The sequence below is a fragment of the Octadecabacter ascidiaceicola genome, assembly GCF_900185015.1.
Classification (GTDB): domain Bacteria; phylum Pseudomonadota; class Alphaproteobacteria; order Rhodobacterales; family Rhodobacteraceae; genus Octadecabacter; species Octadecabacter ascidiaceicola.
In genome coordinates this window covers 15290-40426 of record NZ_FXYD01000001.1, presented here as the reverse complement: position 1 = coordinate 40426, position 25137 = coordinate 15290, and the positions used below count along the sequence as shown (strand labels likewise).

General features: G+C 56.1%; 27 protein-coding genes and 1 other RNA gene. 11 read left to right on the top strand and 17 right to left on the bottom strand.

Annotated features, from left to right (window positions below; translation table 11 throughout):
• Positions 1–43: 43 nt before the first annotated feature.
• From OCA8868_RS00220 to OCA8868_RS00170, 11 genes are all read right to left on the bottom strand, one after another.
• Complete coding sequence (locus tag OCA8868_RS00220; RefSeq protein ID WP_093994561.1) at positions 44–409, bottom strand: hypothetical protein; 366 nt, start codon at positions 407–409, stop codon at positions 44–46.
• Entirely contained in the window at positions 406–1125 is a 720-nt protein-coding gene (locus tag OCA8868_RS00215; RefSeq protein WP_093994560.1) for an alanyl-tRNA editing protein, read from the bottom strand. The genes OCA8868_RS00220 and OCA8868_RS00215 overlap by 4 nt, the downstream gene beginning before the upstream one ends.
• Complete coding sequence (locus tag OCA8868_RS00210) at positions 1122–3503, bottom strand: DUF3772 domain-containing protein (protein WP_093994559.1); 2382 nt, start codon at positions 3501–3503, stop codon at positions 1122–1124. The genes OCA8868_RS00215 and OCA8868_RS00210 overlap by 4 nt, the downstream gene beginning before the upstream one ends.
• Positions 3503–4540: a cysteine synthase A gene (locus OCA8868_RS00205; protein ID WP_093994558.1), complete on the bottom strand. Its 1038-nt coding sequence runs from the start codon at positions 4538–4540 to the stop codon at positions 3503–3505. Before OCA8868_RS00205 ends, OCA8868_RS00210 begins: the two co-directional genes overlap by 1 nt.
• A 50-nt stretch (positions 4541–4590) precedes the next feature.
• Positions 4591–5709, bottom strand: coding sequence for an NUDIX domain-containing protein (locus OCA8868_RS00200; RefSeq protein ID WP_093994557.1), 1119 nt, complete (start codon positions 5707–5709; stop codon positions 4591–4593).
• Positions 5709–6149, bottom strand: coding sequence for a TrgA family protein (locus OCA8868_RS16435; RefSeq protein ID WP_143849464.1), 441 nt, complete (start codon positions 6147–6149; stop codon positions 5709–5711). Before OCA8868_RS16435 ends, OCA8868_RS00200 begins: the two co-directional genes overlap by 1 nt.
• 240 nt (positions 6150–6389) lie before the next feature.
• Positions 6390–7373, bottom strand: coding sequence for an acryloyl-CoA reductase (acuI, locus tag OCA8868_RS00190; protein WP_093994556.1), 984 nt, complete (start codon positions 7371–7373; stop codon positions 6390–6392).
• 18 nt (positions 7374–7391) lie between these two features.
• Entirely contained in the window at positions 7392–8498 is a 1107-nt protein-coding gene (locus tag OCA8868_RS00185) for a dimethylsulfoniopropionate demethylase (protein WP_093994555.1), read from the bottom strand.
• Positions 8499–8504: 6 nt separating this feature from the next.
• Complete coding sequence (locus OCA8868_RS00180) at positions 8505–9008, bottom strand: DinB family protein (RefSeq protein ID WP_093994554.1); 504 nt, start codon at positions 9006–9008, stop codon at positions 8505–8507.
• Positions 9005–9718 (bottom strand): DUF1326 domain-containing protein, encoded by a 714-nt coding sequence (locus OCA8868_RS00175; RefSeq protein WP_093994553.1) that lies wholly within the window; start codon positions 9716–9718, stop codon positions 9005–9007. The genes OCA8868_RS00180 and OCA8868_RS00175 overlap by 4 nt, the downstream gene beginning before the upstream one ends.
• Positions 9719–9731: 13 nt before the next feature.
• Positions 9732–10484 (bottom strand): DUF2182 domain-containing protein, encoded by a 753-nt coding sequence (locus OCA8868_RS00170; RefSeq protein ID WP_245847956.1) that lies wholly within the window; start codon positions 10482–10484, stop codon positions 9732–9734.
• A 70-nt stretch (positions 10485–10554) separates the two neighbouring features.
• Between OCA8868_RS00170 and OCA8868_RS00165 the strand changes: the two genes are divergently transcribed.
• The 3 genes from OCA8868_RS00165 (at position 10555) to OCA8868_RS00155 (ending at position 12497) form a co-directional block, all read left to right on the top strand.
• On the top strand, positions 10555–11274 hold the full coding sequence (locus OCA8868_RS00165) for a FadR/GntR family transcriptional regulator (RefSeq protein WP_093994552.1): 720 nt from the start codon (positions 10555–10557) through the stop codon (positions 11272–11274).
• Between the two features lie 94 nt (positions 11275–11368).
• Positions 11369–11719: a transfer-messenger RNA gene (gene ssrA / locus OCA8868_RS00160) on the top strand.
• Between the two features lie 133 nt (positions 11720–11852).
• Positions 11853–12497 (top strand): DUF1194 domain-containing protein, encoded by a 645-nt coding sequence (locus OCA8868_RS00155; protein WP_093994551.1) that lies wholly within the window; start codon positions 11853–11855, stop codon positions 12495–12497.
• 48 nt (positions 12498–12545) lie between these two features.
• On the opposite strand, the gene OCA8868_RS00150 is transcribed toward OCA8868_RS00155, so the two are convergent.
• Positions 12546–13007, bottom strand: a complete 462-nt coding sequence (locus tag OCA8868_RS00150; protein ID WP_093994550.1) for an Lrp/AsnC family transcriptional regulator — start codon at positions 13005–13007, stop codon at positions 12546–12548.
• A gap of 135 nt (positions 13008–13142) precedes the next feature.
• Here OCA8868_RS00150 and cysG point away from each other — a divergent pair, with 135 nt between their 5' ends.
• From cysG to OCA8868_RS00120, 6 genes are all read left to right on the top strand, one after another.
• Positions 13143–14540 carry a siroheme synthase CysG gene (gene cysG / locus OCA8868_RS00145; protein WP_093994549.1) on the top strand — a complete coding sequence of 466 codons (1398 nt, stop codon included), beginning with the start codon at positions 13143–13145 and terminating at the stop codon, positions 14538–14540.
• On the top strand, positions 14540–14845 hold the full coding sequence (locus tag OCA8868_RS00140; RefSeq protein WP_093994548.1) for a DUF2849 domain-containing protein: 306 nt from the start codon (positions 14540–14542) through the stop codon (positions 14843–14845). The genes cysG and OCA8868_RS00140 overlap by 1 nt, the downstream gene beginning before the upstream one ends.
• Positions 14838–16502 (top strand): nitrite/sulfite reductase, encoded by a 1665-nt coding sequence (locus tag OCA8868_RS00135; RefSeq protein ID WP_093994547.1) that lies wholly within the window; start codon positions 14838–14840, stop codon positions 16500–16502. The genes OCA8868_RS00140 and OCA8868_RS00135 overlap by 8 nt, the downstream gene beginning before the upstream one ends.
• Positions 16492–17211 carry a phosphoadenylyl-sulfate reductase gene (locus OCA8868_RS00130; protein ID WP_093994546.1) on the top strand — a complete coding sequence of 240 codons (720 nt, stop codon included), beginning with the start codon at positions 16492–16494 and terminating at the stop codon, positions 17209–17211. The genes OCA8868_RS00135 and OCA8868_RS00130 overlap by 11 nt, the downstream gene beginning before the upstream one ends.
• 48 nt (positions 17212–17259) lie before the next feature.
• Positions 17260–17676, top strand: coding sequence for a DUF934 domain-containing protein (locus OCA8868_RS00125; protein WP_093994545.1), 417 nt, complete (start codon positions 17260–17262; stop codon positions 17674–17676).
• Between the two features lie 85 nt (positions 17677–17761).
• Positions 17762–18616 (top strand): ferredoxin--NADP reductase, encoded by an 855-nt coding sequence (locus OCA8868_RS00120; protein ID WP_093994544.1) that lies wholly within the window; start codon positions 17762–17764, stop codon positions 18614–18616.
• A gap of 69 nt (positions 18617–18685) precedes the next feature.
• Here the strand turns inward: OCA8868_RS00120 and OCA8868_RS16560 are convergent, their stop codons facing one another.
• Positions 18686–19576 (bottom strand): hypothetical protein, encoded by an 891-nt coding sequence (locus OCA8868_RS16560; RefSeq protein WP_179214735.1) that lies wholly within the window; start codon positions 19574–19576, stop codon positions 18686–18688.
• Positions 19577–19778: 202 nt separating this feature from the next.
• On the opposite strand from OCA8868_RS16560, the gene infC reads away from it, so the two are divergent.
• Positions 19779–20327 carry a translation initiation factor IF-3 gene (infC, locus tag OCA8868_RS00110; RefSeq protein WP_093994543.1) on the top strand — a complete coding sequence of 183 codons (549 nt, stop codon included), beginning with the start codon at positions 19779–19781 and terminating at the stop codon, positions 20325–20327.
• An 80-nt stretch (positions 20328–20407) separates the two neighbouring features.
• Here the strand turns inward: infC and OCA8868_RS00105 are convergent, their stop codons facing one another.
• Complete coding sequence (locus tag OCA8868_RS00105) at positions 20408–21373, bottom strand: XdhC family protein (protein WP_093994542.1); 966 nt, start codon at positions 21371–21373, stop codon at positions 20408–20410.
• Entirely contained in the window at positions 21370–22563 is a 1194-nt protein-coding gene (locus OCA8868_RS00100; protein ID WP_245847954.1) for a LysM peptidoglycan-binding domain-containing protein, read from the bottom strand. Before OCA8868_RS00100 ends, OCA8868_RS00105 begins: the two co-directional genes overlap by 4 nt.
• Before the next feature lie 74 nt (positions 22564–22637).
• On the opposite strand from OCA8868_RS00100, the gene OCA8868_RS00095 reads away from it, so the two are divergent.
• Positions 22638–23192, top strand: coding sequence for an LOG family protein (locus OCA8868_RS00095; RefSeq protein WP_093994541.1), 555 nt, complete (start codon positions 22638–22640; stop codon positions 23190–23192).
• Positions 23193–23209: 17 nt separating this feature from the next.
• On the opposite strand, the gene OCA8868_RS00090 is transcribed toward OCA8868_RS00095, so the two are convergent.
• Positions 23210–24325, bottom strand: coding sequence for a hypothetical protein (locus tag OCA8868_RS00090; protein WP_143849462.1), 1116 nt, complete (start codon positions 24323–24325; stop codon positions 23210–23212).
• 174 nt (positions 24326–24499) lie between these two features.
• The gene (locus tag OCA8868_RS00085) at positions 24500–25099 is read right to left on the bottom strand and encodes a superoxide dismutase (protein ID WP_093994539.1); all 600 of its coding nucleotides are present in this window, start codon (positions 25097–25099) and stop codon (positions 24500–24502) included.
• Positions 25100–25137: the final 38 nt, after the last annotated feature.

Genomic DNA, 25137 nt, shown 5'->3' with positions numbered 1-25137 from the left:
CCAATAATGCCCCACCATTGCAAGAGGCGTTTGGCGCTTTGTTCTAGTTTTTGCGCGTGCCAAGCAGAAGTGCCGCAATCAACGCCTCACCTGCTGCAGCCAAAAGGGTCATCGGCGATGCAACCCCCTGCATCCATGCCATCACGCCCGTTACGCCAACACCGGCAAACAAGGCGGCAAAACCAAAGGCAATGGCATCACGCAACCCATTGCGCGGCGCACTGGACGCGGCCCACAAGATAATCATCGGCGCTAAAAACATGGGCGCGGCGCGGCGTGTCATGAACTGCGCGCTCTGGTTCGTCTCAACCCCATAAAGCGGAGAATAAGCCTGCGGGGCGATCAGGAAAATCACGAACAATACAGCGCAGACAAGCACGACAAGGCGCGCGACCAGCTGAAACGTCATGTATCCAAGTGCAAGTAAACACGGCGGTTCTGCTTGCCCTTTTTTTCAACCTTCCCCAAACGAACGCGGCCGATTTCGGACGTATAACGCACATGGGTGCCGCTACAGGGCTGCAAATCGGCGGTGTTTTCGCCTTCCCCGATCCGCACAAGGCGAATGCGCCCTGCCCCTTTGGGTGGTGCAACGGACATGGTTTTCACCAGCTCAGGCTTCGCGGCGAGTTCCTCTTCGGTAATCCATTCGCTCGACACTTCGAAATCACAATTGATCAGCTTGTTCAGCGTTTCTTCTAAAGCCACCTTATCCTCAATCGCATCGGGCATATCAAAATCGAGCCGCCCTTTTTCCGTGCCAATCGATCCACCCGTAACTGGCAGCGGAATGACAACTGACAACAAATGCAGCGCGGTATGAACCCGCATGTGGCGGTGGCGGCGTTCCCAATTCAGAGCCTGCGTCACAGACGCGCCAACAGCTGGCAAGGCGTTCGGCTCGGCTGGAACAAGGATCACGGTGCCGCCGTCACCCTTCACGGCTGTCGCGATTTCGATTTCTCCGCCGTCCCATGTCAACTTGCCGCTGTCACCCGGTTGACCGCCGCTGGTGGCATAGAAAATCGTCTCATCCAGAATAATGCCGCCTTCGTCCGTGACGGCAAACACACGGGCCTCTGCGTCGCGCTGGTAGGCATCTTCAATGAACAACTGCTTGGTCATGATTTCGGATCACACTCCGGTTTGCTCGGCTTACGGGCGGGCCGTTTGGCGCCAAAATCCAACGCTTCGGGATTGCGCAACCAGATGTCACGCTGCCCGAACGGGATTTCGATGCCCTCTTCCACGAAACGCTTGGCGATCGCGTGGTTCATTTCGGACTTCACCGACAGCACGTAGTTCACATCCCGCAAGATCGCCCGGATTTCAAAGTTGAGGCTGTCTGCACCGAATTCTTGGAACACAACAGACGGGCGCGGGTTCAACAGCACCATCGGATGCGCTTCCGCGATCTCTTGTAGGATGTCAGTGATCATATCGGTGTCGGTGCCATAGGCCACGCCCACCGGCACAATCACACGGCCAACGCTGTTGCCGCGCGTCCAGTTGGTGACCTGATTGCTGACAAGATCGGCGTTGGGCACGATGACGTCTGTGCGATCAAAGGTCTCGATCCGCGTTGAGCGCACCGAAATATCACGCACATAGCCCATCTGCCCACCGACCTCGATCCAGTCGCCTTGGCTGATCGGGCGTTCGATCAACAAAATGATCCCCGCGACAAAGTTGGACACGATGTTTTGCAAACCAAAACCGATACCAACCGACAAGGCACCCGCAACAATCGCCAGCCCGCTTAGGTCGATACCAGCCGTGGTAATCGCCACGACGGCGGCCAAGAATATCCCGACATAACCGACACCTGAAACAACCGCGTTCTGCCCGCCCACATCCATCTTTGTGCGCGGCAGAACGCTTGATCGTAGCGCCCCCTGAACCATGCGTGTCACCGCGTAACCGGCAACAAAGACGACGGCGAACAACATGAAGTTCGACGGCGAAATCGTCGTTTCCCCAATGCTGAACCCTTCACGGAACCGCGTCCAAAGTTCGGTAATATCGGTAACCTGTGCGCCCCAAATCAGCGCGAAGACTGGCAAGGAAAGCAGCACAAGGACAAAGCCGATCAACACAGGGATAAGCGCCTCGGAGGCCAGCCCATCCCCCTTGGAAAACAATGCGTAACCGTCCACGGCCAAGCGCTGCAGTAACATCAACACTGCGATCACCATGACGGACAAAGCCGCCGGATAGGTCACCCCTTCAAAGGCATTGGCATAGCCCAAACAAGCCAAAACAAAGCCCCCCAACGCTGAAAGCATCAGACCTCTGCTAAACGCGGTACGCAGTCCGGCCCTGAATTGGCGTGTGGTGTCATCGCCCATCTCGACGGCACTTTTGCCTAAGGTTTTCCCAAACAAATAAAGCGCCCAAGCAAGCAAGAACCCAAACGGGAACATCACCAAGGCTTCTGACGTGGTGTTAAAATTGTTGGACGCAATGAACGTCTGCGCGAACCCGAACAGCGCCATCGCGTATCCCAAGATGATCATACGCTTATGGGTGCGGGCCGAAATCTGTGGCGACATTCCTAGCGGGTGCGCTTCAACGTCCATGTTGTAGGGCGTCAACTGCCCCGCAAGCCAATGACCGACAATCGCAATAAACCCAAAGACCGGAAGAACCTCAATAAGCGCACCAAGGCGTCGCCCTGACATCCCCACAAGCCCAAGCGCTTGGGCCAACGCAATAAGACCGATGAGCGGGATAACAACTTGCCCAAGCGATAGGACAAACTGAACAACCGCATTCCCGCGCCGAAAGCGCGCAACAATGGCGTCTGCCGCCACCCTGAACCAAGCACGCCCGCGGATAAGAAACACGATCGCAACGGCGAGCAGCGCAAGAATGGCTGGCAGGTTGCTTACAAATTCTGTTTTGCGGCTCGGGTTGGAGACTTCGCCTTCCACCTCGCCTTTTATACTTAGTGAAGCATCTCCGAGGGACGCCCACGCTGCGTTCCACCCGCTTGGGTTCAACGGGGATTGCGACCGCGCAAGGAAGTTCTCGGTCTGGCGATTGCGCATCAGGCTGTCGATCTCGCCGATCAGACCATCCGCTTGGGTATGGGCTTCAGTGGCCAACGTCACCGGCACGCTGAGTTCCGTAAGCTGAGCAGTCAGTTCAGCGCGACGGGCCGCAATACGCGCGTCCTCGTCCCCTGTTTCAGGAACAGCGCCCAGCGCATCAATCTGCGAGCTAACGGTCGCAATACGTGGTGCGTTCAGTGATTGGCGCGTCAGAAACGTATCACGCCATTCCACTAGTTCGCTTCTTAGCCCCGTCAAAACCGAATTGGAGGCAAGCCCCGCTTCAATCGCGCGCTCAACACGGGCGGTGAAACTGTCCCACTCGGCCTCGTCAGCAAAGGTTTCACCAATGACGTCTTCTTCGACGGCCACCACCACACTGCCGTCGTCTTGTGCCCACACCGGGGACGCCACAAGAAGCAATACAAGGCAAAGCCTTATAAAACGCATTACACATCTTCCATGACTGACGGGATATCCATTGGCTCTTTGTCCAACCAACTTGGCACAGGCAGCCCCTTTTCGCGCAGGAAATCGGGATTGAACAGTTTGGACTGATAGCGCGTGCCATAGTCACACAGCATCGTCACAATCGTATGACCCGGCCCCATGTCCTTGGCCATGCGCACGGCACCCGCGATGTTCACACCGCTTGATCCGCCCAAGCAAAGGCCTTCGTTTTGAAGCAGATCAAACACATAGGGCAAGGCATCCGCATCGTGGATGTTATAGTTGTAATCCGGTGTCAGCCCTTCAAGGTTCTTGGTGATACGCACCTGACCGATGCCCTCATTGATAGAGCCCCCGTCCGTCATGCTCAGCTCACCCTTAGTGTAATAGTTGAACAGCGCCGCCCCGTCAGGGTCCGCAAGGCCGATCTTCACGCCCTTGGGCTGAAGCGCCATCGCGACACCTGCCAACGTGCCACCTGATCCAACAGCACAGATGAACCCGTCAACCTTGCCACCTGTCTGATCCCAAATTTCGGGGCCAGTGGTTTCAATATGGGCTTGGCGGTTGGCGACATTGTCAAACTGGTTGGCCCAGATCACGCCTTCATTGGTGCTGCGGGCCAGTTCATTTGCCAGCCGTTCTGAATAACGCACAAAGTTGTTTGGGTTGCGGTAAGGTGCCGCCGGAACCTGTACCAGTTCCGCCCCCGCAAGGCGCAACATTTCTTTCTTTTCTTCCGATTGCGTCTCGGGAATGACGATGACGGTTTTGAACCCCATCGATGCCCCAACCAACGCAAGACCGATCCCCGTGTTACCTGCCGTGCCTTCAACGATCGTGCCGCCCGGTTTCAACAGCCCGTTTTCCACCGCATCGCGAATAATGAACAACGCCGCGCGGTCCTTAACCGACTGACCAGGGTTCATAAATTCCGCTTTGCCCAAAATCTCGCAGCCCGTTTCCTCAGAGGCGGCTTTCAGGCGGATAAGGGGTGTGTTGCCGACAGCGTCAGCGAGGTCATTTCGGATGGTCATTGGCAAGCCTTTCACATTTGTAACAGGTGTAGGCGAGCCCTCGCGTACCTTCAAGCAGATGCGCGCAAGCTTTCACGATTGCGTGCCAACCAATGCCCCGCGACAAGCAGCGGCAACAGACGGAACTCACCAGCATTCAAGGCCGCATCAAACTCCGTCCAATCCATTACTTGCGAACGAATGTCTTCAGCCTCTGACAGGTTACCTGCTACGCCTTCGGCACCGTCAGGCAATTCAGTAATGCCGATAAAAACATAGAAATGCTCGGTGGTCGTCCCCGGACTTGGATAGGCCGCGGACACGCCGCGCAGCGACGTGATCTTAATCCCCGCCTCTTCTTGCGCTTCACGAATTGCCGCCTCTTCGGGCTCTTCACCGGGGTCGATGCGCCCGGCAATTGGTTCCAGCGTCCAAGGGTTCGGATCCCCTCGGAAATATGCACCTGGGCGGAACTGTTCGACCAGCATCACGCGGTCTCGGACAGGATCATATGGCAGCACAATCGCTGCATCCACTCCAACGAAAACAGCACGGTTTACAGGCTCTGACATAGATCCATCAAAACGACGGAAGGTTAGGTCCAACTCTTCGACATTGAAGAAACCGGCATATGCCTTACGCGCCTCGATCAAATGAACATCTTCGCGCCCCATCCGCCCATTCACACCGGATTTCGCAGCACGTTGACGTGACGCTGCACGTGACATCATGTTCGGATATTGCAGACCCATTTGCATGGGTGTCATATTACCAAGCGCCGCGATAGCTTCAATCGCGGCCATCGTGGTGACTTCGCCAAAATCGGAAATCCATTTTTCACGGTTCCAAGGTTCAGCAGGTGTCCAGCGCCCGTCTGGCGGCACATAGGCCGTGACACTTCGCGGCGCCTGATCCCTATCAAGAACAACGAAATCAACGCGACTATAATCAAAGGCTTTCTCGTAAAAATCCAACCTTTCAAGTTGAGCATCGCTCAAGCCTTCAATCACCACACCTTCGGCAACGCTATCTGCGTCTTCGTGCATGATCGGAAACTCATGCCCGTCAACACGGCTGACACGATACCCTGGTCGCACAGCCCAAGAGATACGCTTGGTAACGTCGGAGTCGCCACTCACGACTTCCAAAAGCGGCATGTGCAACAACGTGCCGAAAATAAAAACGTCCATTAGGTGAACCGCCGTCCAAACGCCTCAGTTACAAGACCACCAACCACACCGCCAACCAGCAATGTCGTAATGATCTCCGGCGTAAGGATCATCATCCCATGCTCCATAAACAACGCAAAAACATCTGTTACGGCCTCTCCCGCCCCGTCATAGCGCTTTCGCAAAGACCGCTCGATCATGACGACGAAGGAATTAAAGAACAGCGCCATGACAACCATGGAAACCAGTGCTGTCAGCCCATAACTAATTGACGCCACATAGCCCGTCCCCGCGCGCGGGCCAGCAACGGTCCAACCTGCGACCAAGCCAAAGAACGTGTTCAGCTCTTGGAAGTAGCCTAAGTTTGTTCCCTCTGGAAACAGTGGCACAATCAATGTTGTCGTGTACCACGCAAGCGCGCCGAAAAGGATCGCTCCAACCAATCTTCCCATTGTAGGCATTGTTCTGCTCCTCACTTGATCTCCGTCCGACGTCTTTTCGTTCTTGGTCGGATCACCATGATCTGCGTTATATCGCAAATACCCTTCCCCAAGCCACCCGCGCAAGAGCCGTGGCAAAAGTTCGACATATACGGTGAATAGGCTGCGAAAGGGCAACGCCTTCACGCCGCCCCTTTTGCCTTTGTTTCTTAAATATCCCCGCCGGAGGCTCCAGTCAGAACCCCAAGCGCGGAGTTGCCGCTATGCGTTCACATCAACGACAACACGGCCCTTCACTTGGCCCTTCAAAATATCACGCCCAAGGGCTGGCAGGTCAGACAGAACAGCCGGTTGCACCATCGCGTCAAGCTTATCTATAGGCAGATCTTTGGCAATTCGCGCCCACGCACGCACACGGTTGTCGTAAGGCTGCATCACGGAATCGATCCCAAGCAGGTTCACGCCACGCAGTAAGAACGGAATGACTGTGGCCGGAAGCCCCGCCCCTCCCGCAAGGCCCACCGCCGAAACGGACGCGCCGTATTTCATTTGGCCCAGCACGCGCGCCAGCATCTCTCCGCCAACCGCATCAACACACCCGCCCCAGGTTTCCGCCTCAAGCGGGCGCTTGGTGGTTTCGTTCAGCTCTTCACGGGCGACGATCTGTGTTGCACCAAGGGATTTCAGGTAATCCGCCGTGTCAGGCCGCCCTGTGACGCCAGCAACCTCATGACCCAAGTTCGCCAAGATCGCCGTTGCTACTGATCCAACGCCCCCTGCAGCCCCAGTCACCAGTACCGGACCGTCTTTGATGCCATGATCTTCAAGCGCCATCACGGCGAGCATCGCTGTGAAACCAGCGGTGCCAACGGCCATCGCTTGACGGGCATCCAGACCATCAGGAAGCGGAACCAACCAATCCGCCTTAACGCGGGCCTTTTGGGAATAGCCACCCCAATGCGCTTCACCAACGCGCCAACCGGTTAGAACGACCTTATCACCCGCCTTGTAGCGCGGATCATCGGATGTCTCGACGGTACCAGCAAAATCAATACCTGGAACATGTGGGTAATTGCGCACCAACCCGCCACCAGGCCCAATGCACAAACCGTCCTTGTAGTTCACGGTGGAATATTCGACTGCAACCGTCACGTCGCCTTTAGGCAGACGGTCCAGATCAATTTGCTGGACGGACGCAGAGGTCTTACCTTCGTCATCCTTTTCAACCATCAACGCATTAAACATGGCGTCACTCCTCATTTTCTATATCCAAAAAGTTTCTTGTACGACGGCAGGGAAAACCCCTGTTTGTGTCACAACATCTACGTCGGTTTTCGGTTCCCAGTGGGTCATCCGCACCATGCCAATTGCGACATTCGTTTCAAAATCAGGCGACCAAGCGGCGGAGGTAACTGCGCCGATCTGATGCTGCCCTTCTGCGTCCATTATCGGCCACGCGCGATCACAAGGCGGCAAGGTTCCCTCTATCCGCAGGCCGCGTATCTGCTTAACCGGTCCTTCCTTTGACACACGCAAAAGCGCGTCGCGCCCGACACAGCCAATCGCGGTTTGAGTCGAACAGAACCGCCCCAAGCCTGCCTCGTGTGGTGTGTTATCGCGGGTCATGTCATTGCCGTATGACAACAGGCCGCCCTCAATCCGTTCAATCAGGTTTGGGCAACCTGCATGAACATCAAGGTCTTTTCCTGCCTCCATCAGCGCATTCCAAAACGGCATCCCGTTCTTCGCGCCCTCAACGTAAACCTCAAAACCGCCCTGCTTTGAGTAGCCAGACCGCGCCACGATCATGCCTTGGCCCATGAAATCAAAATGGCCGTAGCGGAAGAACTTCAGGTCCTTAACCTTGTCACCAAACACCCGCGCCGCCAGTTCATCGGCCTTGGGTCCTTGGATCGCAAGTGGTGAAACATCCGGCTCATCCACCAGAACATCCAAGCGAAGACCGTGCGCCAAACCTTTGATCCAGAACAATAAGTCGCTATCGGCAATCGAAACCCAGAACCGATCTTCCGCAATCATCACAGCGACAGGATCATTCAGCATGCCGCCCGTTTCATCCACCATCGGCACATAGTAGCACATGCCGGGCAACATCCCGCGAAGGTCGCGTGGGGTCAGCATTTGCATCAATCGCGCAGCATCCGGCCCGCGAATTTCGACCTGCCGCTCACACGCCTCATCCCAAACCTGCACTGCAGATTTCAGGTGGTGATAGTCCTCCACGACCGAGCGAAAAACGGTTGGCAAAAGCATATGGTTATAGACCGTGTAGCCCTTGACGCCCGCGGCCTCGACGCCGTCCGAGAACGGTGTGCGCCGAATGCGGCGTGATCCTGCAATAGTTGCCATTTACGATTAACCCTCTGGAATAAAAGGAAGATCAGTGTCGTTGAGCGTATGACCCGCAGCTGTCAGCATCGCATGCACCTGCCCACGGTGATGGGTTTGGTGATTGAACAACTGCATCACACAAATCGCCTTTGGCTTCACCATGTCACGCCCCAAGGCACCGGAATACCAATGCAAGTCACCCACCAGATCAATGGAAGCGAGCTTGCGCGCCCACTCGCTGATCCGGCCATCCATGCGGAAACGCTCAGCAGCCCATTCTGTTCCGGACGCCGTAAACGCGCGGCTTTCCTGAATGGACGCTTCCGTGCTCGGCCCGCCGTCGAAACGGCTGATCCAAAGCGTGTCGCCCCATAGTAAATGGTTTAACGTTTCTAAAATCGATCCAAAAAACGCGCCTCGATCTTGGCGAAGTTCATCTTCATTCATCGACTTAACAACGTCGCGCAATCCATTGTTTTGCCATTGATTGTACCGCGCCATAGTTTGGCAGTACTCAGGCGAAATCATGGTTTTGGGCCTTTCCAATCAATCGCACATATTTCGGCCGATTTACCGGACAGATCCCACACACGACCATAGTCCCGCACCTTGGATTTCAAGCCACGCGCAGCAATGACATCGGGCCCCATCCAGTATTTGGTGTTGGTCATGACAACAGGCTGATCGCGGTCGGCACCGGTCAGCATTTCGATCTCGCCCTGCACCTTGCGCCCGATATAAAGACCGCGCTTGGTGCCTTCGCGCATGATATCGACTTTTTCGCGCTCGGCACCGATAATCTCGCTCACCAAGATGGTGAACAACCCCGTTGTGCCCCCTGCGGCGCCTGACAGAATCTGAAGCAACCCGTTGTAAGCTTTTTGGCTCGCTTTCTCGTCAATATATACGGCGACCTTCCAGTTGCCCTCCGCCATCCGGCCCGGGATCTCAGCCAAAAGGCCGATATTGATACCCGAAAGGTCTTCCCCCTCAAAATGCCCTTCATCAACCGCAATCGCCATCCACGCTTTGCAGTTTCCCTCGGTTGGCGGATGCTGCCCAAGGCTCACGACACATGGGCAAAAAACCGTGCAATTGCAGTTCAGGAACAGTTCACCCTTGATCGCCCAGTCCGTCGGTCGTGACTTGCGACGCAATGGATTGCTTTCCATCTTGCTGTCGATCCGCTGGCTCACCGGCAAACGATCAGCTGGAGCTCTTGTTTTTGTTTTGCTCATTTCTTAGTCCTTCCTATGCGAAAATCACTGTGACAAGGCCAGCGCCAACCAGCGCAACCCCCAATGGAAGCGTCAATCGCTCCCCAATTTGCGGTAATTTCTCAAACACCATCAGCAACGTCGCCAGCCCCATGAACGCAAGGCTCATCACCCCTCCCACAAAGGCCAACAACATCAGCGCCCAGCAACAACCAAGGCATACTGCCCCCAGTTGAGCCCCCATTCGCCACGGCCCTGAAGGCCAATGCTCCATAAAAAATGCAAACGGTGCGCGGCATTTGCTGACGCAAGCCGCTTTAAACGCGCTAAACTGATATGCTCCGGCAAGGATCAGCAGCCCGCCAGACAGCCAGGCGTTCAGGCTAAGACCCGTCCGATCCACCAACCCCAGCCACCAAAGCCCCATTTGCGCTGCGGCTGCAATCGCTGAAAACACCAACCAAACCGCAAGGTATCCGCCGACCAATCGTCCGAAATCACCCTGCGTGCTTGGCAAATCATCAAAGGTAGCAAAGGCTGGCAGCGCGGTTGGCAACATCATCGCTGCCGACATCAGCGCCCACATCGCCCAAAGCTTAAGACCCCCCGCTGCATCTGGTGTCACACGGCACAGATCAGCCCAAAATTGTGCGCCGTATATCTGGGATAGCTCGCGCAGCTCTGCTGGAATGGCCATCAGATACAAGGCAACCCACCCCACCAGCACGGCCCCAAACAGCACCAGCCAATGCGGGGCACCCATGCCTCTGATCCATTCTGTGCGCATATGTCCTCCCCGACATGTCTTGCGACTCAGTCCTTGCAAAACAAATGTCAGACATTTAAATGTCTGACAAATGAAAAATGCACCTGACCTCTCCGCCCAGATCGCCAAATCCATTCGTGACGCCATTGTTTCAGGCGATTTGCCTGTAGATGAACGCCTCCCGAGCGAGGCCGAGCTGAGCGAGCAATTCAACGTGTCCCGCTCAACAGTGCGCGAAGCGCTGAAACGCCTTGCAGCGCAATCCCTGATCCGCACCCAACGCGGGGCCACAGGCGGTGCCTTCGTGAACCGCCTCACGTTTGAGGACGCTTACGGCCAACAGATCACCACTTCTGCCCTGCTTCTCAGTATGAACACAGTGGACTTTGACACCGCCTGCGAAGCGCGCTTTGCACTCGAACGCGCCTGCGCACCTCTTTCCGCCGCACGCCGCAGCGCAGATCATCTGGCCACCATGCGCGCCGAAATCACCCGTCAGGCCCAGCCCGGCCTCAGCGATGAAAGCTTCTGCGCGTCAGACGTCGCCTTCCACCGCGCCTTGGTTGATGGTGCTGGCAACCCCGTCTTGTCCTACCAGCTGGCCGGCGCCGTTGAAGCGATTGAACCTCTGATGAACATGATCACCTTCACCGCACGCTCCCGAACCCATATCGTCGGCCTGCACACCGCCATCGCCGACGCACTTGAGGCCCAAAACGCAAGCGACGTTGACGCGCTTCTGGCGGATCTAGCAACCTACACCGCCCAACTTGGCCGCTCCGTAGCGGATGCAAAGAAAACATCCAGCTAACAACAACATTGCCATTTGAATTGGCAAATCAGGGCGCATCAAACACCGAAAGACGCCGCCCCTTTTTTCTTTGGCTCAAAAATACTCAATTCCACCCTTTGCAACGGGCGATCACGCCCCCTATATAAGACCTGTCCCTCGGGACTATGAACATAAACGCGCTCGCAATAAGCGGATCGGACCCGGGGGCGGTACCCGGCGTCTCCACCAACACACCCTCATTTGGGGTAGGACGGGGACGAAATAGGATCGACGAACGTCTAAAGGGGTTAGCTTTGTTTCGGTGAGTTACCACCGTTATCGGTACGTTTTAAGCTAGTTGCAAATGACAACAATGCTCAGGTTGCTCTCGCTGCGTAAGCAGTGCGAAATGCCGAAACTTAAGCCCCTACGCTTTGCAGCCTAGGGCGGGGTTCGCAGGTACCTGGCAACAGAAACCTGCACTTACACCCCTATATGATTTGGCCAATGTATTGCGTTCCTGATCCCGCGTAGGTGTTTGCAAGCAAACCCCTGTGGCAACAGAAACCTGCACTTACACCCTTCCCATTTCACGCGATACGCATCACGATACCCTAATGAGGGGACTAGTTGCCGCTGTAATACTGACCGCCTCGCAAGCCCAAGCTTGCGACACCGCCCTCATGCTAACGATTGATGTCTCAAATTCCATCGACCCCGTTGAGTACAAACTCCAAACCGATGGCATGGCTAACGCTGTGCTAGATGCCGAAGTTTCCGAGGCGCTAATCCAAGGCCAGGTCGCCGTCGCTGTCATCCAATGGTCTGGCGTGGATCGGCAGGAACTGTCGATCCCGTGGCGTCAATTGCGCTCAGTCACTGATATTCAGGCTTTCGCTGTTGACGCCCGCACGATGCCACGCGCGTTCGTCCAAAGCGACACAGCACCGGGAAATGCGATCATGTTCGCGCTGGATCAGTTCGAAGATGCACCCAAATGCGACCGACAAGTCATTGATATTTCAGGGGACGGAACGCCGAACGCGGGCAGCGACACCCGCCTCGCCTCACGCGAGGCAGAGCGCCGCGGAGTGACGATCAACGGCATCGCTATCGAAAGTATGGGCGTGGCGATCACAACCTTCTTTACACGATCCGTCATCACGCGCGACGGTTTCGTTATTACCGCACGTCGCCACCGTGACTACCCGCGTGCAATCCGCGAAAAGATCCTACGCGAAGTCAGCCGTATTTTCGGGTGACCCAAAATTTCCCAGAAATTTTGAACCAAAGTCTCGTTGAGACTTTGGCTACAGCGGCAAAGCCACCGTTGATTTGATTTGTTCCATGCTCAGCAATGCAGTCACGTTAAACACACGCACTTCCGAAATCAGCGCCTGATAAAACACATCATAAGCCCGCGCGTTTTGAACCCGCACCTTCAGGATGTAATCAATGTCGCCCGCCAGCCGGTGCGCTTCTTGTACCTCCGGGCGATCCATTAAAGCTTTCAAAAACTTAGCCTGCCATTCCGCTTCATGCTCGGACGTTCGGATAAGTACAAAGAAACAGGCCTCAAACCCCAGCGCCTCGGCATCTAGCATAACCGTTTGCTGCCCAATCACCCCTGCTTCGCGCATCTTGCGAATCCGGTTCCAAACCGGCGTCTTGGAAGACCCTACAACCTTGGCGATTTCGTCCAATGACTGCCCTGCATCCGCTTGCATCGTGCGTAGGATTTTCCGGTCTAAATCATCTATCCGAACATCCATTCGCTTTTCCTTCCGTTTGGGAAACATTCTGACTGACTTGCAGGCTAATGTGAACAAACGTCCCTTTCAAGCGCAGATATGAAGCATTTTCCGGAATATTATTCTATATTGACCCCAAGCAACGGGATAAGACATATGAACCACTTTCCAATCTTCCTCGCCACACAGGGGCGCAGCATCGTCCTTTCGGGCGGTGGCGACGCGGCATTGGCCAAATTGCGTTTACTTTTGAAGACCGAAGCGGAGATCACAGTATTCACGCCCGACGCCGCGCCGGAAATCCGCGCTTGGGCCGATGAAGGCCGCCTATCCCTGACTGAACGCGCCCTGAAAGCTGGCGACACCAAGAACGCCGCATTGTTCTACGCCGCCGATGAAGACGCGACCGAAGACGCCCGCACCGCGGACATCGCCCGCGCAGACGGCGCGCTGGTCAACATCGTGGACAATCTGCACGACAGTGAATTTATCACGCCTGCCATCGTTGACCGCTCCCCTGTCACGGTTGCAATTGGTACCGAAGGCGCGGCCCCCGTGCTGGCTCGCAAGATCAAAGCCGACCTTGAGGCAAACCTCCCCGCTTCCCTTGGTACCCTCGCCCGTATCGGCAAAGGGTTTCGCACAATGGCCGAAAAGCTGCCGTTCGGCGTTGCGCGTCGTGATTTCTGGTCTGATTTCTACTTCAACGCTGGCCCGCGTGCCGTGACGCAGGGCGAAGGCGCTGTTGAGGAAGCCCTTGATGCGCTGCTGAACGATCACCTGAACGCGACAGCCAAATCCGGCCACGTTGACCTTGTTGGCGCAGGTCCGGGTGACCCTGACCTGCTGACGCTGAAGGCCCGCAAGGCGCTCGATAAGGCGGATGTCGTTATCTATGACCGTTTGGTGACGCCTCAAATCCTCGAACTTGCCCGCCGCGAAGCGATTATGATCGATGCGGGCAAAGAGGGCTTTGGTAAATCGATGGCGCAGGATGACATCAATGCGCTGATCGTTGAACACGGGAAAAACGGCCACCACGTTGTCCGCCTTAAGGCAGGCGACCCCACGGTGTTTGGCCGTTTGGACGAAGAAATCGACGCGATTGCTGGCGCGAACCTTTCCTACACCATCGTCCCAGGCATCACCGCCGCCTCCGCTGCGGTTGCGGACATTGGCCAATCCCTGACGAAACGTGGTCGCAACTCGTCCGTGCGCTTCATCACGGGCCATGACACCAAAGGCTACGCAGATCACGATTGGAAAACTTTGGCCGAAACGGGCCAAGTCGCCGCGATCTATATGGGCAAGAAATCCGCCCGCTTTATCCAAGGCCGCCTGCTGATGCACGGCGCGGATCCTATGACCCCTGTGACTGTCATCGAAAACGTATCGCGCGAAGACCAACGCGTTATCGCGACGACACTGGGCGAGTTGGAACCAACAATCACAAACGCCATCCTCACGGGCCCTGCCCTGACATTCCTCGGCCTTGCACCTCGTGCTGCATTGGCCGCCACATCATCACACGACTTGCAATTGGAGGCTTTATAATGGCCCGCGCTTTCACCCCTAAAGTCATCACATCCAACTTACTGCTTAGCGGTGACGCCGTTTGGTTCACCGCCAACGATACATGGTCCGGCGACATCGCCGAGGCCGAATTCCTGACGGACGAAGCCCACGCCGAGCTGCGCCTCCTCGAAGCGAACGCCCAAACAGGCGTCATGGTTGGTGCCTATCTTGCGGACGCCAAGCTTGGCGATGCAGGCCCAGTGCCAACCCACTTCCGCGAAGATTTCCGCACACGCGGCCCATCCAACTACGCCCACGGCAAACAGGTAGAAACAAATGTATAAGTATAACGACTTCGACGAAGCCTTCGTGCGCGAACGTGTGGCCCAATTCCGTGGCCAAGTTGAACGCCGCATTGACGGATCGCTGACCGAGGATGAATTCAAACCGCTGCGTTTGATGAATGGTTTGTACCTGCAACTGCACGCCTACATGCTGCGCGTCGCGGTGCCCTATGGCACGCTGAACAGCAAACAGATGGATATGCTCGCGCATTTGGCCGAGACATATGACAAGGGTTACGGCCACTTCACCACGCGCCAGAACATCCAATACAACTGGCCTGAACTGCGCGATGTGCCTGATATGCTGTCCGATCTGGCGGACGTGGAAATGCACGCAATTCAGACGTCCGGCAACACAATCCGCAACGTCACGGCTGACCACTTCGCAGGCGCTGCAGCCGATGAGGTCGCCGACCCGCGCCCTGTCGCGGAATTGCTGCGCCAATGGTCCACAGATCACCCTGAATTCCAGTTCCTGCCGCGCAAATTCAAGCTTGCCGTGACGGGCGCTGCGGCAGACCGCGCGGTCATCAAAGCGCACGACATTGGCATCCGAATTCTGGAACGTGACGGTGTGCGCGGTTACGAAATCCTTGTGGGTGGCGGCCTTGGCCGCACGCCAATGATCGGCAAAGTGCTGCACGACTTCCTACCAGAAGCCGACCTGCTGCCGTTTATTGAGGCCACGGTTTCCGTCTGGAACCGCCTTGGCCGTCGCGACAACAAATATAAAGCGCGTATCAAGATCACCGTGCACGAGCACGGCATTGAAGAAATCCGTCGCCTTGTGGACGAACGGTTCGCTGAAATTCGACCTACTTTCAACGGTGTAGACCAAGAGGTCTTGCGCGAAATCGAGGCGCAGTTCGCCGCACCTGAGTTCCGCACAGATGGCGTTGACGACTACGATATCGCTTATGCTGATAACCCGTTGTTCAGGTCTTGGGCAGATACAAACCTGTCCGAACACCGCGCGGATGGCTATGCGATCGTCAGCATTTCAATCAAGAAACACGGCGCCACACCGGGCGACGCGACGGCGGATCAAATGCGGGTGATGGCGGACCTTGCCCGCAAGTACGGCCATGATGAGCTGCGCATCAGCCATGAGCAAAACGTCATCCTGCCCCATGTCCACAAATCCGACCTTCCAGCACTTTACCTTGCGTTGCGTGCTGCTGATCTGGCGACCGCCAACATCGGCCTCGCGTCCGACATCATCGCCTGCCCCGGCATGGATTATTGCGCGTTGGCCACGGCGCGTTCCATCCCCGTCGCTCAGGAAATCGCGACCCGTTTCGACGAGCTGAAGATCGAGCATGACATCGGCGCACTGAAGATCAAAATCTCGGGCTGCATCAACGCTTGTGGCCACCACCACGTGGGTCACATCGGTATTCTTGGTCTAGATCGCGCTGGTGTGGAAAACTACCAGATCACGCTTGGCGGCGATCACACGGAAACCGCTGCTGTGGGCGAACGTGCCGGACCGGGCTTCAGTGCCGATGACATCGTTCCGGCAATCGAACGTCTGGTGCTTGGCTACATGGACCTGCGCGACAGTGCAGATGAGACCTTCATCGAAACCTACCGTCGCCTCGGCGCGGTCCCGTTCAAAGACATTCTATACCCAAAGGAGGCCGCAAATGCCGCTTGATGGGCGCCTTCAAACGCTAAACCGCGTGTACAAAGACAAGACGGCGCAGGATGTGCTTGAGCATGCGCTAACCAGCTTCGAAGATATGGCTTTGGTCAGCTCATTTGGTGCGGAAAGCGTTGTTTTGTTGCATATGGCAGCGCAGATTAACCCTGACGTGCCGGTGTTGTTCATCGACACGGAAATGCTGTTCGCCGAAACGCTTGAGTACCAGCGCGACGTTGCGGCCCAACTTGGCCTAACGAATGTGCAGGTGATCCGTGCCAAACGCGAAACATTGTTTGAGCATGACAACGAAAACCTGCTGCATTTGCACGACCCTGACGCCTGCTGCGCCCTGCGCAAAACCGAGCCGCTTCAACGCGCTTTGGAAGGGTTCGACGGCTGGATTTCTGGGCGCAAGCGCGTTCAAGGCGGGGATCGTAAGGCATTGGAATTCTTCGAGATAGAGCGCCCGCTTGGTCGCCTCCCGCGCGCCAAGGTCAACCCGTTGGCCCATTGGGATCGCGATGATCTGCAAGAGTATATCAAAACCCACAACCTGCCGCGCCACCCGCTGGTCGCTAAGGGCTACCCTTCCGTTGGCTGTGCGCCCTGCACCACCAAAGTCAAAAGCGGCGAAGACGCGCGCGCGGGTCGCTGGCGTGATCAAGGCAAAACGGAATGTGGCATTCACTTCGGTGCCAACGGCGCTGTTCGAGCTTCCTGAATTGAGTTTATTGGCCAAGATGAAGTTGCGCCAGAAAAGGACGAAAAAATGAGTGTGATCGTAACGGACATAGGATTTAGCACTGACAACTGGCAAACCGGATGGGTCGCTTTTGCTGATATCGCGGCCAATGATTGCGGTGCGCTGGCGGTGGATCTTGCCTCGGATGCTGAACCGTCTGATCTGGCGGACAGCCTGGAAAAGATCGACATGATCCGCGTAGATTTCCCATCCTTCGCAGATGGCCGCGGTTTCACGATTGCCGCGCAGCTGCGCCGCATGGGGTTCACGGGGCGCCTGCGTGCCCGTGGCCATGTGATTGCGGACCAATACGCAATGGCGCGCCGCTCTGGCTTTGACGAGGTTGAGATTTCGGATGACCTCGCCACGCGCCAACCGCAAGCCCAATGGCTGGCCCGTGCGGACTGGAAAGCCCACAATTATCAAGCACGTTTGCGCGGTTAATCCCCGCGCGACAACGCTCCCCCTTTCACTGACATAGATCAAAGCGTAACAGAGGGGCGTGGGTGTACACCCGCGCCATAGACACATGACAGAAATGACACCCGTGACCGATACATCCTTAGCGACCAAAGCCGTCCCCGCCCTGCCCGATGCGCAGAAAGTGACAGAGGTAAAGCACTACACTGACCGCCTGTTCAGCTTCAAAATGACCCGTCCGGTATCCATGCGGTTCCGTTCAGGTGAATTTGTGATGATCGGCCTGATGGGAGATCCGAACCCCGAAACGGGCAAGGTAAAGCCGCTGTTGCGCGCCTATTCCATCGCCTCCCCGAGCTGGGACGAAGAATTGGAATTCTATTCCATCAAAGTGCAAGACGGCCCACTGACATCCAAATTGCAACACATCAAAGTTGGCGATGAAGTCATCTTGCGCCCGAAACCGGTTGGCACTTTGGTGCATGACGCGCTGATCCCCGGCAAGCGCATCTGGTTCTTTGCCACCGGCACTGGCTTTGCGCCATTCGCCAGCCTGCTGCGCGAACCACAGACCTATGAAGACTACGACGAGATCATCATCACCCACACCTGCCGCGAAGTCGGTGAGCTGACTTATGGTCGTGATCTGATTGAAGCGCTCAAAGATGACGAGTTGTTGAACGAAGTCATCGGCGAAGGCTTCTGGAAGAAGATCAAATACTACCCGACCACCACCCGCGAAGAGAGCCCGAAAATGGGTCGCATCACGGACCTCATGCGCTCTGGTGAAGCATTCGAAGACCTTGGCGTGCCGCCGCTGAACCCTGAAAGCGACCGCGCGATGATTTGCGGCAACTTGGCGTTCAACCTTGAGCTCAAAGAAATGTTTGAGGACTACGGCTTAGTTGAGGGTGCGAATTCGAACCCTCAACACTACGTGGTTGAGAAAGCCTTCCTAGACTAAACAACTGTTACTGAATGCAAAAAGGGCCGCTCGATTGAGCGGCCCTTTTCGTTTGGTATGCCGATTGGCTTACATGCCAAGCGCTGTTTTGATCGCAGCCAGAACGTCTGTCAGCTTGGATGGGTCAGCCGCAGCTTCTGCAATCTGTGCAGCCAGCTGTGTCTTAGCAATCGCGCCAAGGTCGGAAGACTGAACCAGTTCCAGAACCTGTGCAGCGTCAAAACCTTCAGGTGTCAGAAGTGTTGCGATGTCCGCAGCGCCCTCAGTTGCAGCAGCAGCAGCTTCTTCGGCAGCAGCGGCTTCAGCGGCTGCGGCTTCTTCTGCAGCAGCTTCAGCGGCGGCGGCTTCCTCGGCAGCGGCGGCAGCAGCTTCTTCGGCAGCGGCAGCTTCAGCAGCGGCAGCTTCTTCTGCAGCAGCGGCGGCAGCAGCGGCTTCTTCTTCAGCGGCAGCAGCGGCGGCGGCAGCTTCTTCTTCGGCTGCAGCGGCAGCAGCAGCGGCCTCTTCTTCAGCAGCAGCGGCAGCGGTGGCAGCTTCTTCTTCGGCGGCAGCGGCAGTTTCAGCAGCTTCGTCTGTCGCGCCCTCTACTGCACCTTCAACTGCATCTGCAGCACCTTCAACCGCGTCAGACGCAGCTTCAACAGCGCCTTCGGCGGCGTCTTCTACAGCGTCAACAGCACTCTCAACCGCGTCACCTGCTGTTTCAACAGCATCTTCAGCAGCCTCTGTGACCGCTTCAACAGCGCCTTCGGCAGTATCTGCAACTGCGTCAGCCGCATCAGACGCCATGTCTGTGGCGCCTTCTACAACGTCGCCTGCCATGTCAGCAGCGCCGTCAGCGGCGTCGCCAGCCATTTCAGCTGCGCCTGTGAAAACTTCCATCGGGTTCTTGCCGTTAGCGCCCCACTGGTAACCAAAGTAACCAAGTACTGCGATAACGATAATTGCAATCGTGCCTCTCATGTGTCTCGTCCTTTAAAATACATGGCCCCCAACTGGACCTCGGGCGGACGTATGTCATGCTGCACACGCAAAGAAAAGCGGGAAGCGACAGGTGTTCTTCCCCGTTTCACTCATTCAGGAATTCGCGATTTGCGCCTTGAAGTGCGCCTCGCGCAGGTTTACGTTCCGCCCCTGAACGACAAACAATTTAAGGAAAAGTCCAATAGCCCGCAGACCTCATAACGCGCCACCACAGCGCGACACCGGCCCCCGCGTAAATGAACGCATTCGCGCATCCGAAATCCGTCTCATTGGGGCGGATGGCGAAAACGCCGGCGTAGTAACGCCCGAGCGCGCCATGCAAATGGCAGATGACGCTGGCCTCGATCTGGTTGAAATCTCTCCGAACGCCACGCCTCCCGTGTGTAAGATCATGGATTTCGGCAAGTTCAAGTATGAGACCCAAAAGCGCGAAGCCGAAGCCCGCAAGAAGCAAAAGATCATCGAGATCAAAGAGGTCAAGTTCCGCCCGAACACGGACACCAATGACTACGACGTCAAAATGCGTAACGTGTTCAAGTTTTTGGCGAATGGCGACAAGGTAAAAGTGACATTGCGTTTCCGTGGTCGTGAAATGGCACACCAGAACCTTGGACGCGAGCTGTTGGAACGTGTCGCAGAAGACACCAAAGAGCACGGCAAGATCGAGAACTTCCCAAAGATGGAAGGTCGCCAGATGGTCATGATCATCGGGCCGTTGCCGCAGAAATAAGTCGCTCGCGACATATTGATCTTAGAGCGCCGCACAGATTTGTGTGGCGCTTTTTCGTTTGAAGGCCGGCAGTTAGCACCCTACCCTTGACGCAACGCTTGCGTCACCTGCGCGATGATGCTGACGGCGATTTCTGCAACCGAGCGCCCACCAATATCCAAACCAACGGGTGCGTTGATCCGCTTGATCTCGTCGCCAAATCCGGCATCCCTCAACCGCGCCATCCGTTTCGCATGGGTGCGCGTGGACCCGAGGCAGCCAAGGTAGAATACATCCGAACGCAGCGCGGTCATGATCGCGGGGTCATCCAATTTCGGGTCATGGGTTAGGGTCACGACAGCGGTACGCGCATCTAGCCCCAGTTCGTCCAGCGCCGCATCCGGCCAGTCCTCAACAATCGTGACATCAGGAAACCGCGCGGGGGACGCAAAACTTGCCCGCGGATCAACCAAAGTGACGTCGTATCCACAGGCCCGTGCCATGGGTGCCAGATGCTGGGCAATATGCACCCCACCGATAATGATCATCCGCAAAGGCGGGTTATGAACGGCCACGAAGGTCTGCCCGTCCCCTTCCACGCCAGAACGATCCAACCGAAACCGGTCTGGATAGGCATCAGCGCCCACCAACGACCGCGCTTCGCCGTTCAGGTCAGCAACATATCCAACGGATTCGCCAGATTCTCGCTTGGCAACCAATTGCGTTAGAATATCAACGGGCATCGTCCCGCCGACAGGTTCCACCAGTATTTTAATGCGCCCACCACAGGCCAAACCGACAGCAAAGGCCTCATCGTCGCTAACGCCGAACTCCAAAAGTCGCTGTTTGCCGTCATCCAATGCCTCAAGCGCCTCAACGATCACCGCGCCTTCAACGCAGCCGCCAGAAACGGAGCCCTCCATACGTCCATCCGCGCGTATTGCCAGCTGGCTGCCCGCTGGCCGTGGCGCAGAGCCCCATGTTTCAACGACCGTCGCAAGCACAGCACCTTGCCCGCTTAAGTGCCAATCAAGCGCCAGTTTTGAAAGCCCGCACAAGCCGCTCAATTGGAGCCCTCGTCGGCCTCAGGCACCATAAACACCTGCCCCGGGTAAATCAGGTCAGGATCGCGGATACGGTCACGGTTGGCTTCGAACACTTTGAAATACAAAATACCGGACCCATAGCGTTCCTCCGCAATCGCCCAAAGCGTAGCACCCGGCTGAACGGTGCGCGTCGCAACGGTAAATTCGGGGTTAGCCACATCTTCAGCCATCGCTTCGATCACATCGGCAGGATCTTCGCGCAGGAATGGAGTTTCAATTCGGCTTACAACGTCGCCCTGATCGTCCACTTCATCAATCCGTAGCGTGTAAACACCCGTATCCACATCCGGCAAATCCCCACGCCAATCACCGTTCGAATCCACAGGCAGTCGGCTAACGGGCGCATTATTGACGTAAACCTGCACGTAACCACCGTCACCAATGGCGCGACCTTGCAAGATAACATCGCCCTCTAGATCATAAGTGATCGTATCAAGGGCGACATTGGACATCACTTCAGGTGGAATATCTGCAGCGACCGGCGCTTGGACAACATCCACACCATCCGGCGTAATCGCGATGATCGCTGGTGTTGATGGGCTGGCGGGAGCCGTTGTAATGGCAATTTCCGGTTCGATAGGCGCTTGCGGGTCTTCCACGACTTCAGCCTCTTCCGTTTCCCCTGCATTATCTATAGGATCACCGCCCTCTGGAACGACGTCTTCCACTGCCGCAACGACAACCGGTGCAGGATTGGCCGCCAAAACAAACATCCGATCCGCATCCAATGCGTCCCCGTCAGGGTCACTTATGGCGGTCAACGTGCGCGGGCTGTCAGAGTGGCCAACAAATCCCACAAACGAAAACGCGCCATCTGCCCCAGCGAAAACGCGTTCCACTTCAACGCCGTCGATCATCACTGCAATTGGAACGTTCGGCTCCCCTGTACCAAAGACCACAAAGCCCCCGTCAGGCTCAAACCGCATATCGGTCAACAAAAGCGGTGCGACCGCATCAGGCACAACAACCGGCGCAACGTCTTCAATACTTTCAGCAGGTTGATTGTCGACAGCAATATCCTCAACCACTTGCTCGCTTACCGTATCTGGTGCTACCGCGATGTCCTGCGGCAACAGCCGAAAATAAATCGCCGAGGCAATCGCCACAGCAACGACAGCCCCTCCGCCGGTCAATAGATATTTCGTCTGCACGTTTTGCTCCCCAACAGTTGGCAGACTGTAGCAACCGGACTATCACGGGTCAAAACCAATGATTGGACCACAACATGACCTCCCCCAGCTTTTCCGTCTGCGTTTACTGCGGTTCCCGTGACGGCGCAGACCCTGCCTATGCCCAAGCGGCAACTGATTGCGGCGCGATGCTGGCCGCGAATGGCTGGCGTTTGGTTTATGGCGCGGGCGATGTCGGGCTGATGGGGCGCGTGGCGCGGGCGGCCCAAACCGGCGGTGGCGACACCTTCGGCGTTATCCCGCAGCACTTGATCGATTGGGAAGTCGGCAAAACGGACCTAACCACCTTCATCGTCACCGAAACCATGCATGAGCGCAAAAAGGTCATGCTGATGAACGCCCAAGCGGTTGTCGTCTTGCCCGGCGGCGCCGGCTCCCTAGACGAACTGTTCGAAGCCCTTACATGGCGACAACTCGGCCTGCACGACAAACCTGTGTTCCTGCTCAACACCAACGGCTACTGGGACCCGCTGCTGGCGCTTTTGGATCAGATCATCACACAAGGCTTTGCGGACGAGAGCCTAGGAAAGTATTTGGATATTGTGACCACAGTTGACGAACTTCACTCAGCGCTTGAAGCCGCTAATTAAATTTAGTCCGCAACGGCTCATTGTTTTGGAGAACCGGGCTCGTTACCAGTCAGTTCCGCGTCAGAACTATTCTCGCCCGGAATAGGCGTTGCCAATACTGGTTCCGGGAATGGGCTATCTCGCAGAGCCCGGATCAGGTCGCTTCTCGCTTCGGACGGCGCTTGCTTCCACGCTACTCCGTCGGGTGCGCGAATTCCGAAACCACAATGAGGATTTGACCCAGCATTTGCAGCTGCCTCGGGTCCCAGTTGTCGATGGTAGGCCACCTCACAAGACTGATCAATTTGCTGAATAATCGCGATATATTGAGGATCGCTCAACCGCCACTGGGATCCATCGAAGACCCGCTTGGCTAGTTCAAGCATCCGCTGGACATCCCGCTCTGGCAAATTTGGGTCAGGGACAAATCCGTCCTCGCGCGCGAGCCCCCTGAACTTCTGCCTCATAAATCCTTGTAGCCTAAGACACTCAGCACGTTCAGTATCGCAAGTTGCTTGCGAAATATCAGCATATAAAATGACGCCCCCCCTGAACCGCGCTGCAGTCTCTCTGAACATCGGAAGCAGGTCTTCAACTTTCCTCCAAAGCCGAGCGAGCGTCCATGCGTTCAAGCGCAGCAGATCCTCTGCCTCTGTATTGAGTTCCAAGTTAACAACGACCGAGCGCGCGACAAAAAACAAGTCTTGCTGAACTGCGTTCTCCAATTGCTCGAACTGGTAGCCGTTGGAGCGTAGCTCGTCTCCAATATCTCCCCATGCTTCAGCTGGGTCGTCAGTTTGCTGTGAATCACAAACCACCGCGTATCCGCCTGGCGGCACTGGGACGTTGTTCATCGAACCAACACCGTCACCGCAATACAAGGACCTGCGCAATTCAGCCAAGGACGCGTACATTGCATTTACGCGCCTTATAGTTGCGGCAGCTTCTTCTTCATCTACAGCCGTTTCCAAGGCCGCTGGTGCAAGAATCATTGCAATAATCATATAGCGATCAAACCGCTGTTGCGGTGTTTGAGCAGGTAAAAAACTGTTGGCCCTTGCTCCGACAAACCCACCTGATTGATACAATTCGTCCTGAACAAATCCACAAGCCGACAGCAAAAATAGGGCAAATGCCCTTACAAAATTCTTCACAATACTTCCCCTACAAGCGGGACTAGGAAACTTAGCAGTGCCCCGATTGACGTAGAGTAAACCAAACACAACCAAGGCCTGTAAAGTTTTAGCAAAACTCAACCATATATAGTCTGAAACAAAAAAGGCGCCCCCAAATCGGGGGCGCCTTAAAACAGAATCGGGTGGGTTAGATCACATGCGGGATGCGACGTTTTCCCAGTTCACAAGGTTGTCGAGGAAGTTTGTGAGGTACTTCGGACGCGCGTTGCGGAAGTCGATGTAGTAGGAATGCTCCCATACGTCGCAGCCAAGCAGCGCTGTTTGGCCAAAGCACAGTGGGTTCACGCCGTTTTCTGTCTTGGTCACGGCCAAGGAACCGTCAGCGTTCTTCACGAGCCATGCCCAACCGGACCCGAACTGGCCTGCGCCTGCTGCGGAGAACTGGGATTTGAACTCGTCAACGGAACCGAAGCTCTCTTTGATGGCGGCTTCAAGCTCGGATGGCATCGCGCCGGAATTCGGGCCCATCATTTCCCAGAACTGGTTGTGGTTCCAAAGCTGGGAGATGTTGTTGAAGATGCCGTTCTGCGCTGTTGCGGATGCATCGTAAGTGCCGACGATGATCTCTTCGAGGGATTTATCAGCCCACTCAGTGCCCTCAATCAGCTTGTTGCCGTTGGTGACATATGCGTTGTGGTGCAGGTCGTGGTGGTATTCCATTGTTTCAGCGGACATACCGTGTGCTGCAAGCGCGTCGTGGGCATATGGAAGATCAGGAAGTTCAAAAGCCATGGGTGTACCTCATTGTTGGATTTGCATCTGTCTAACAC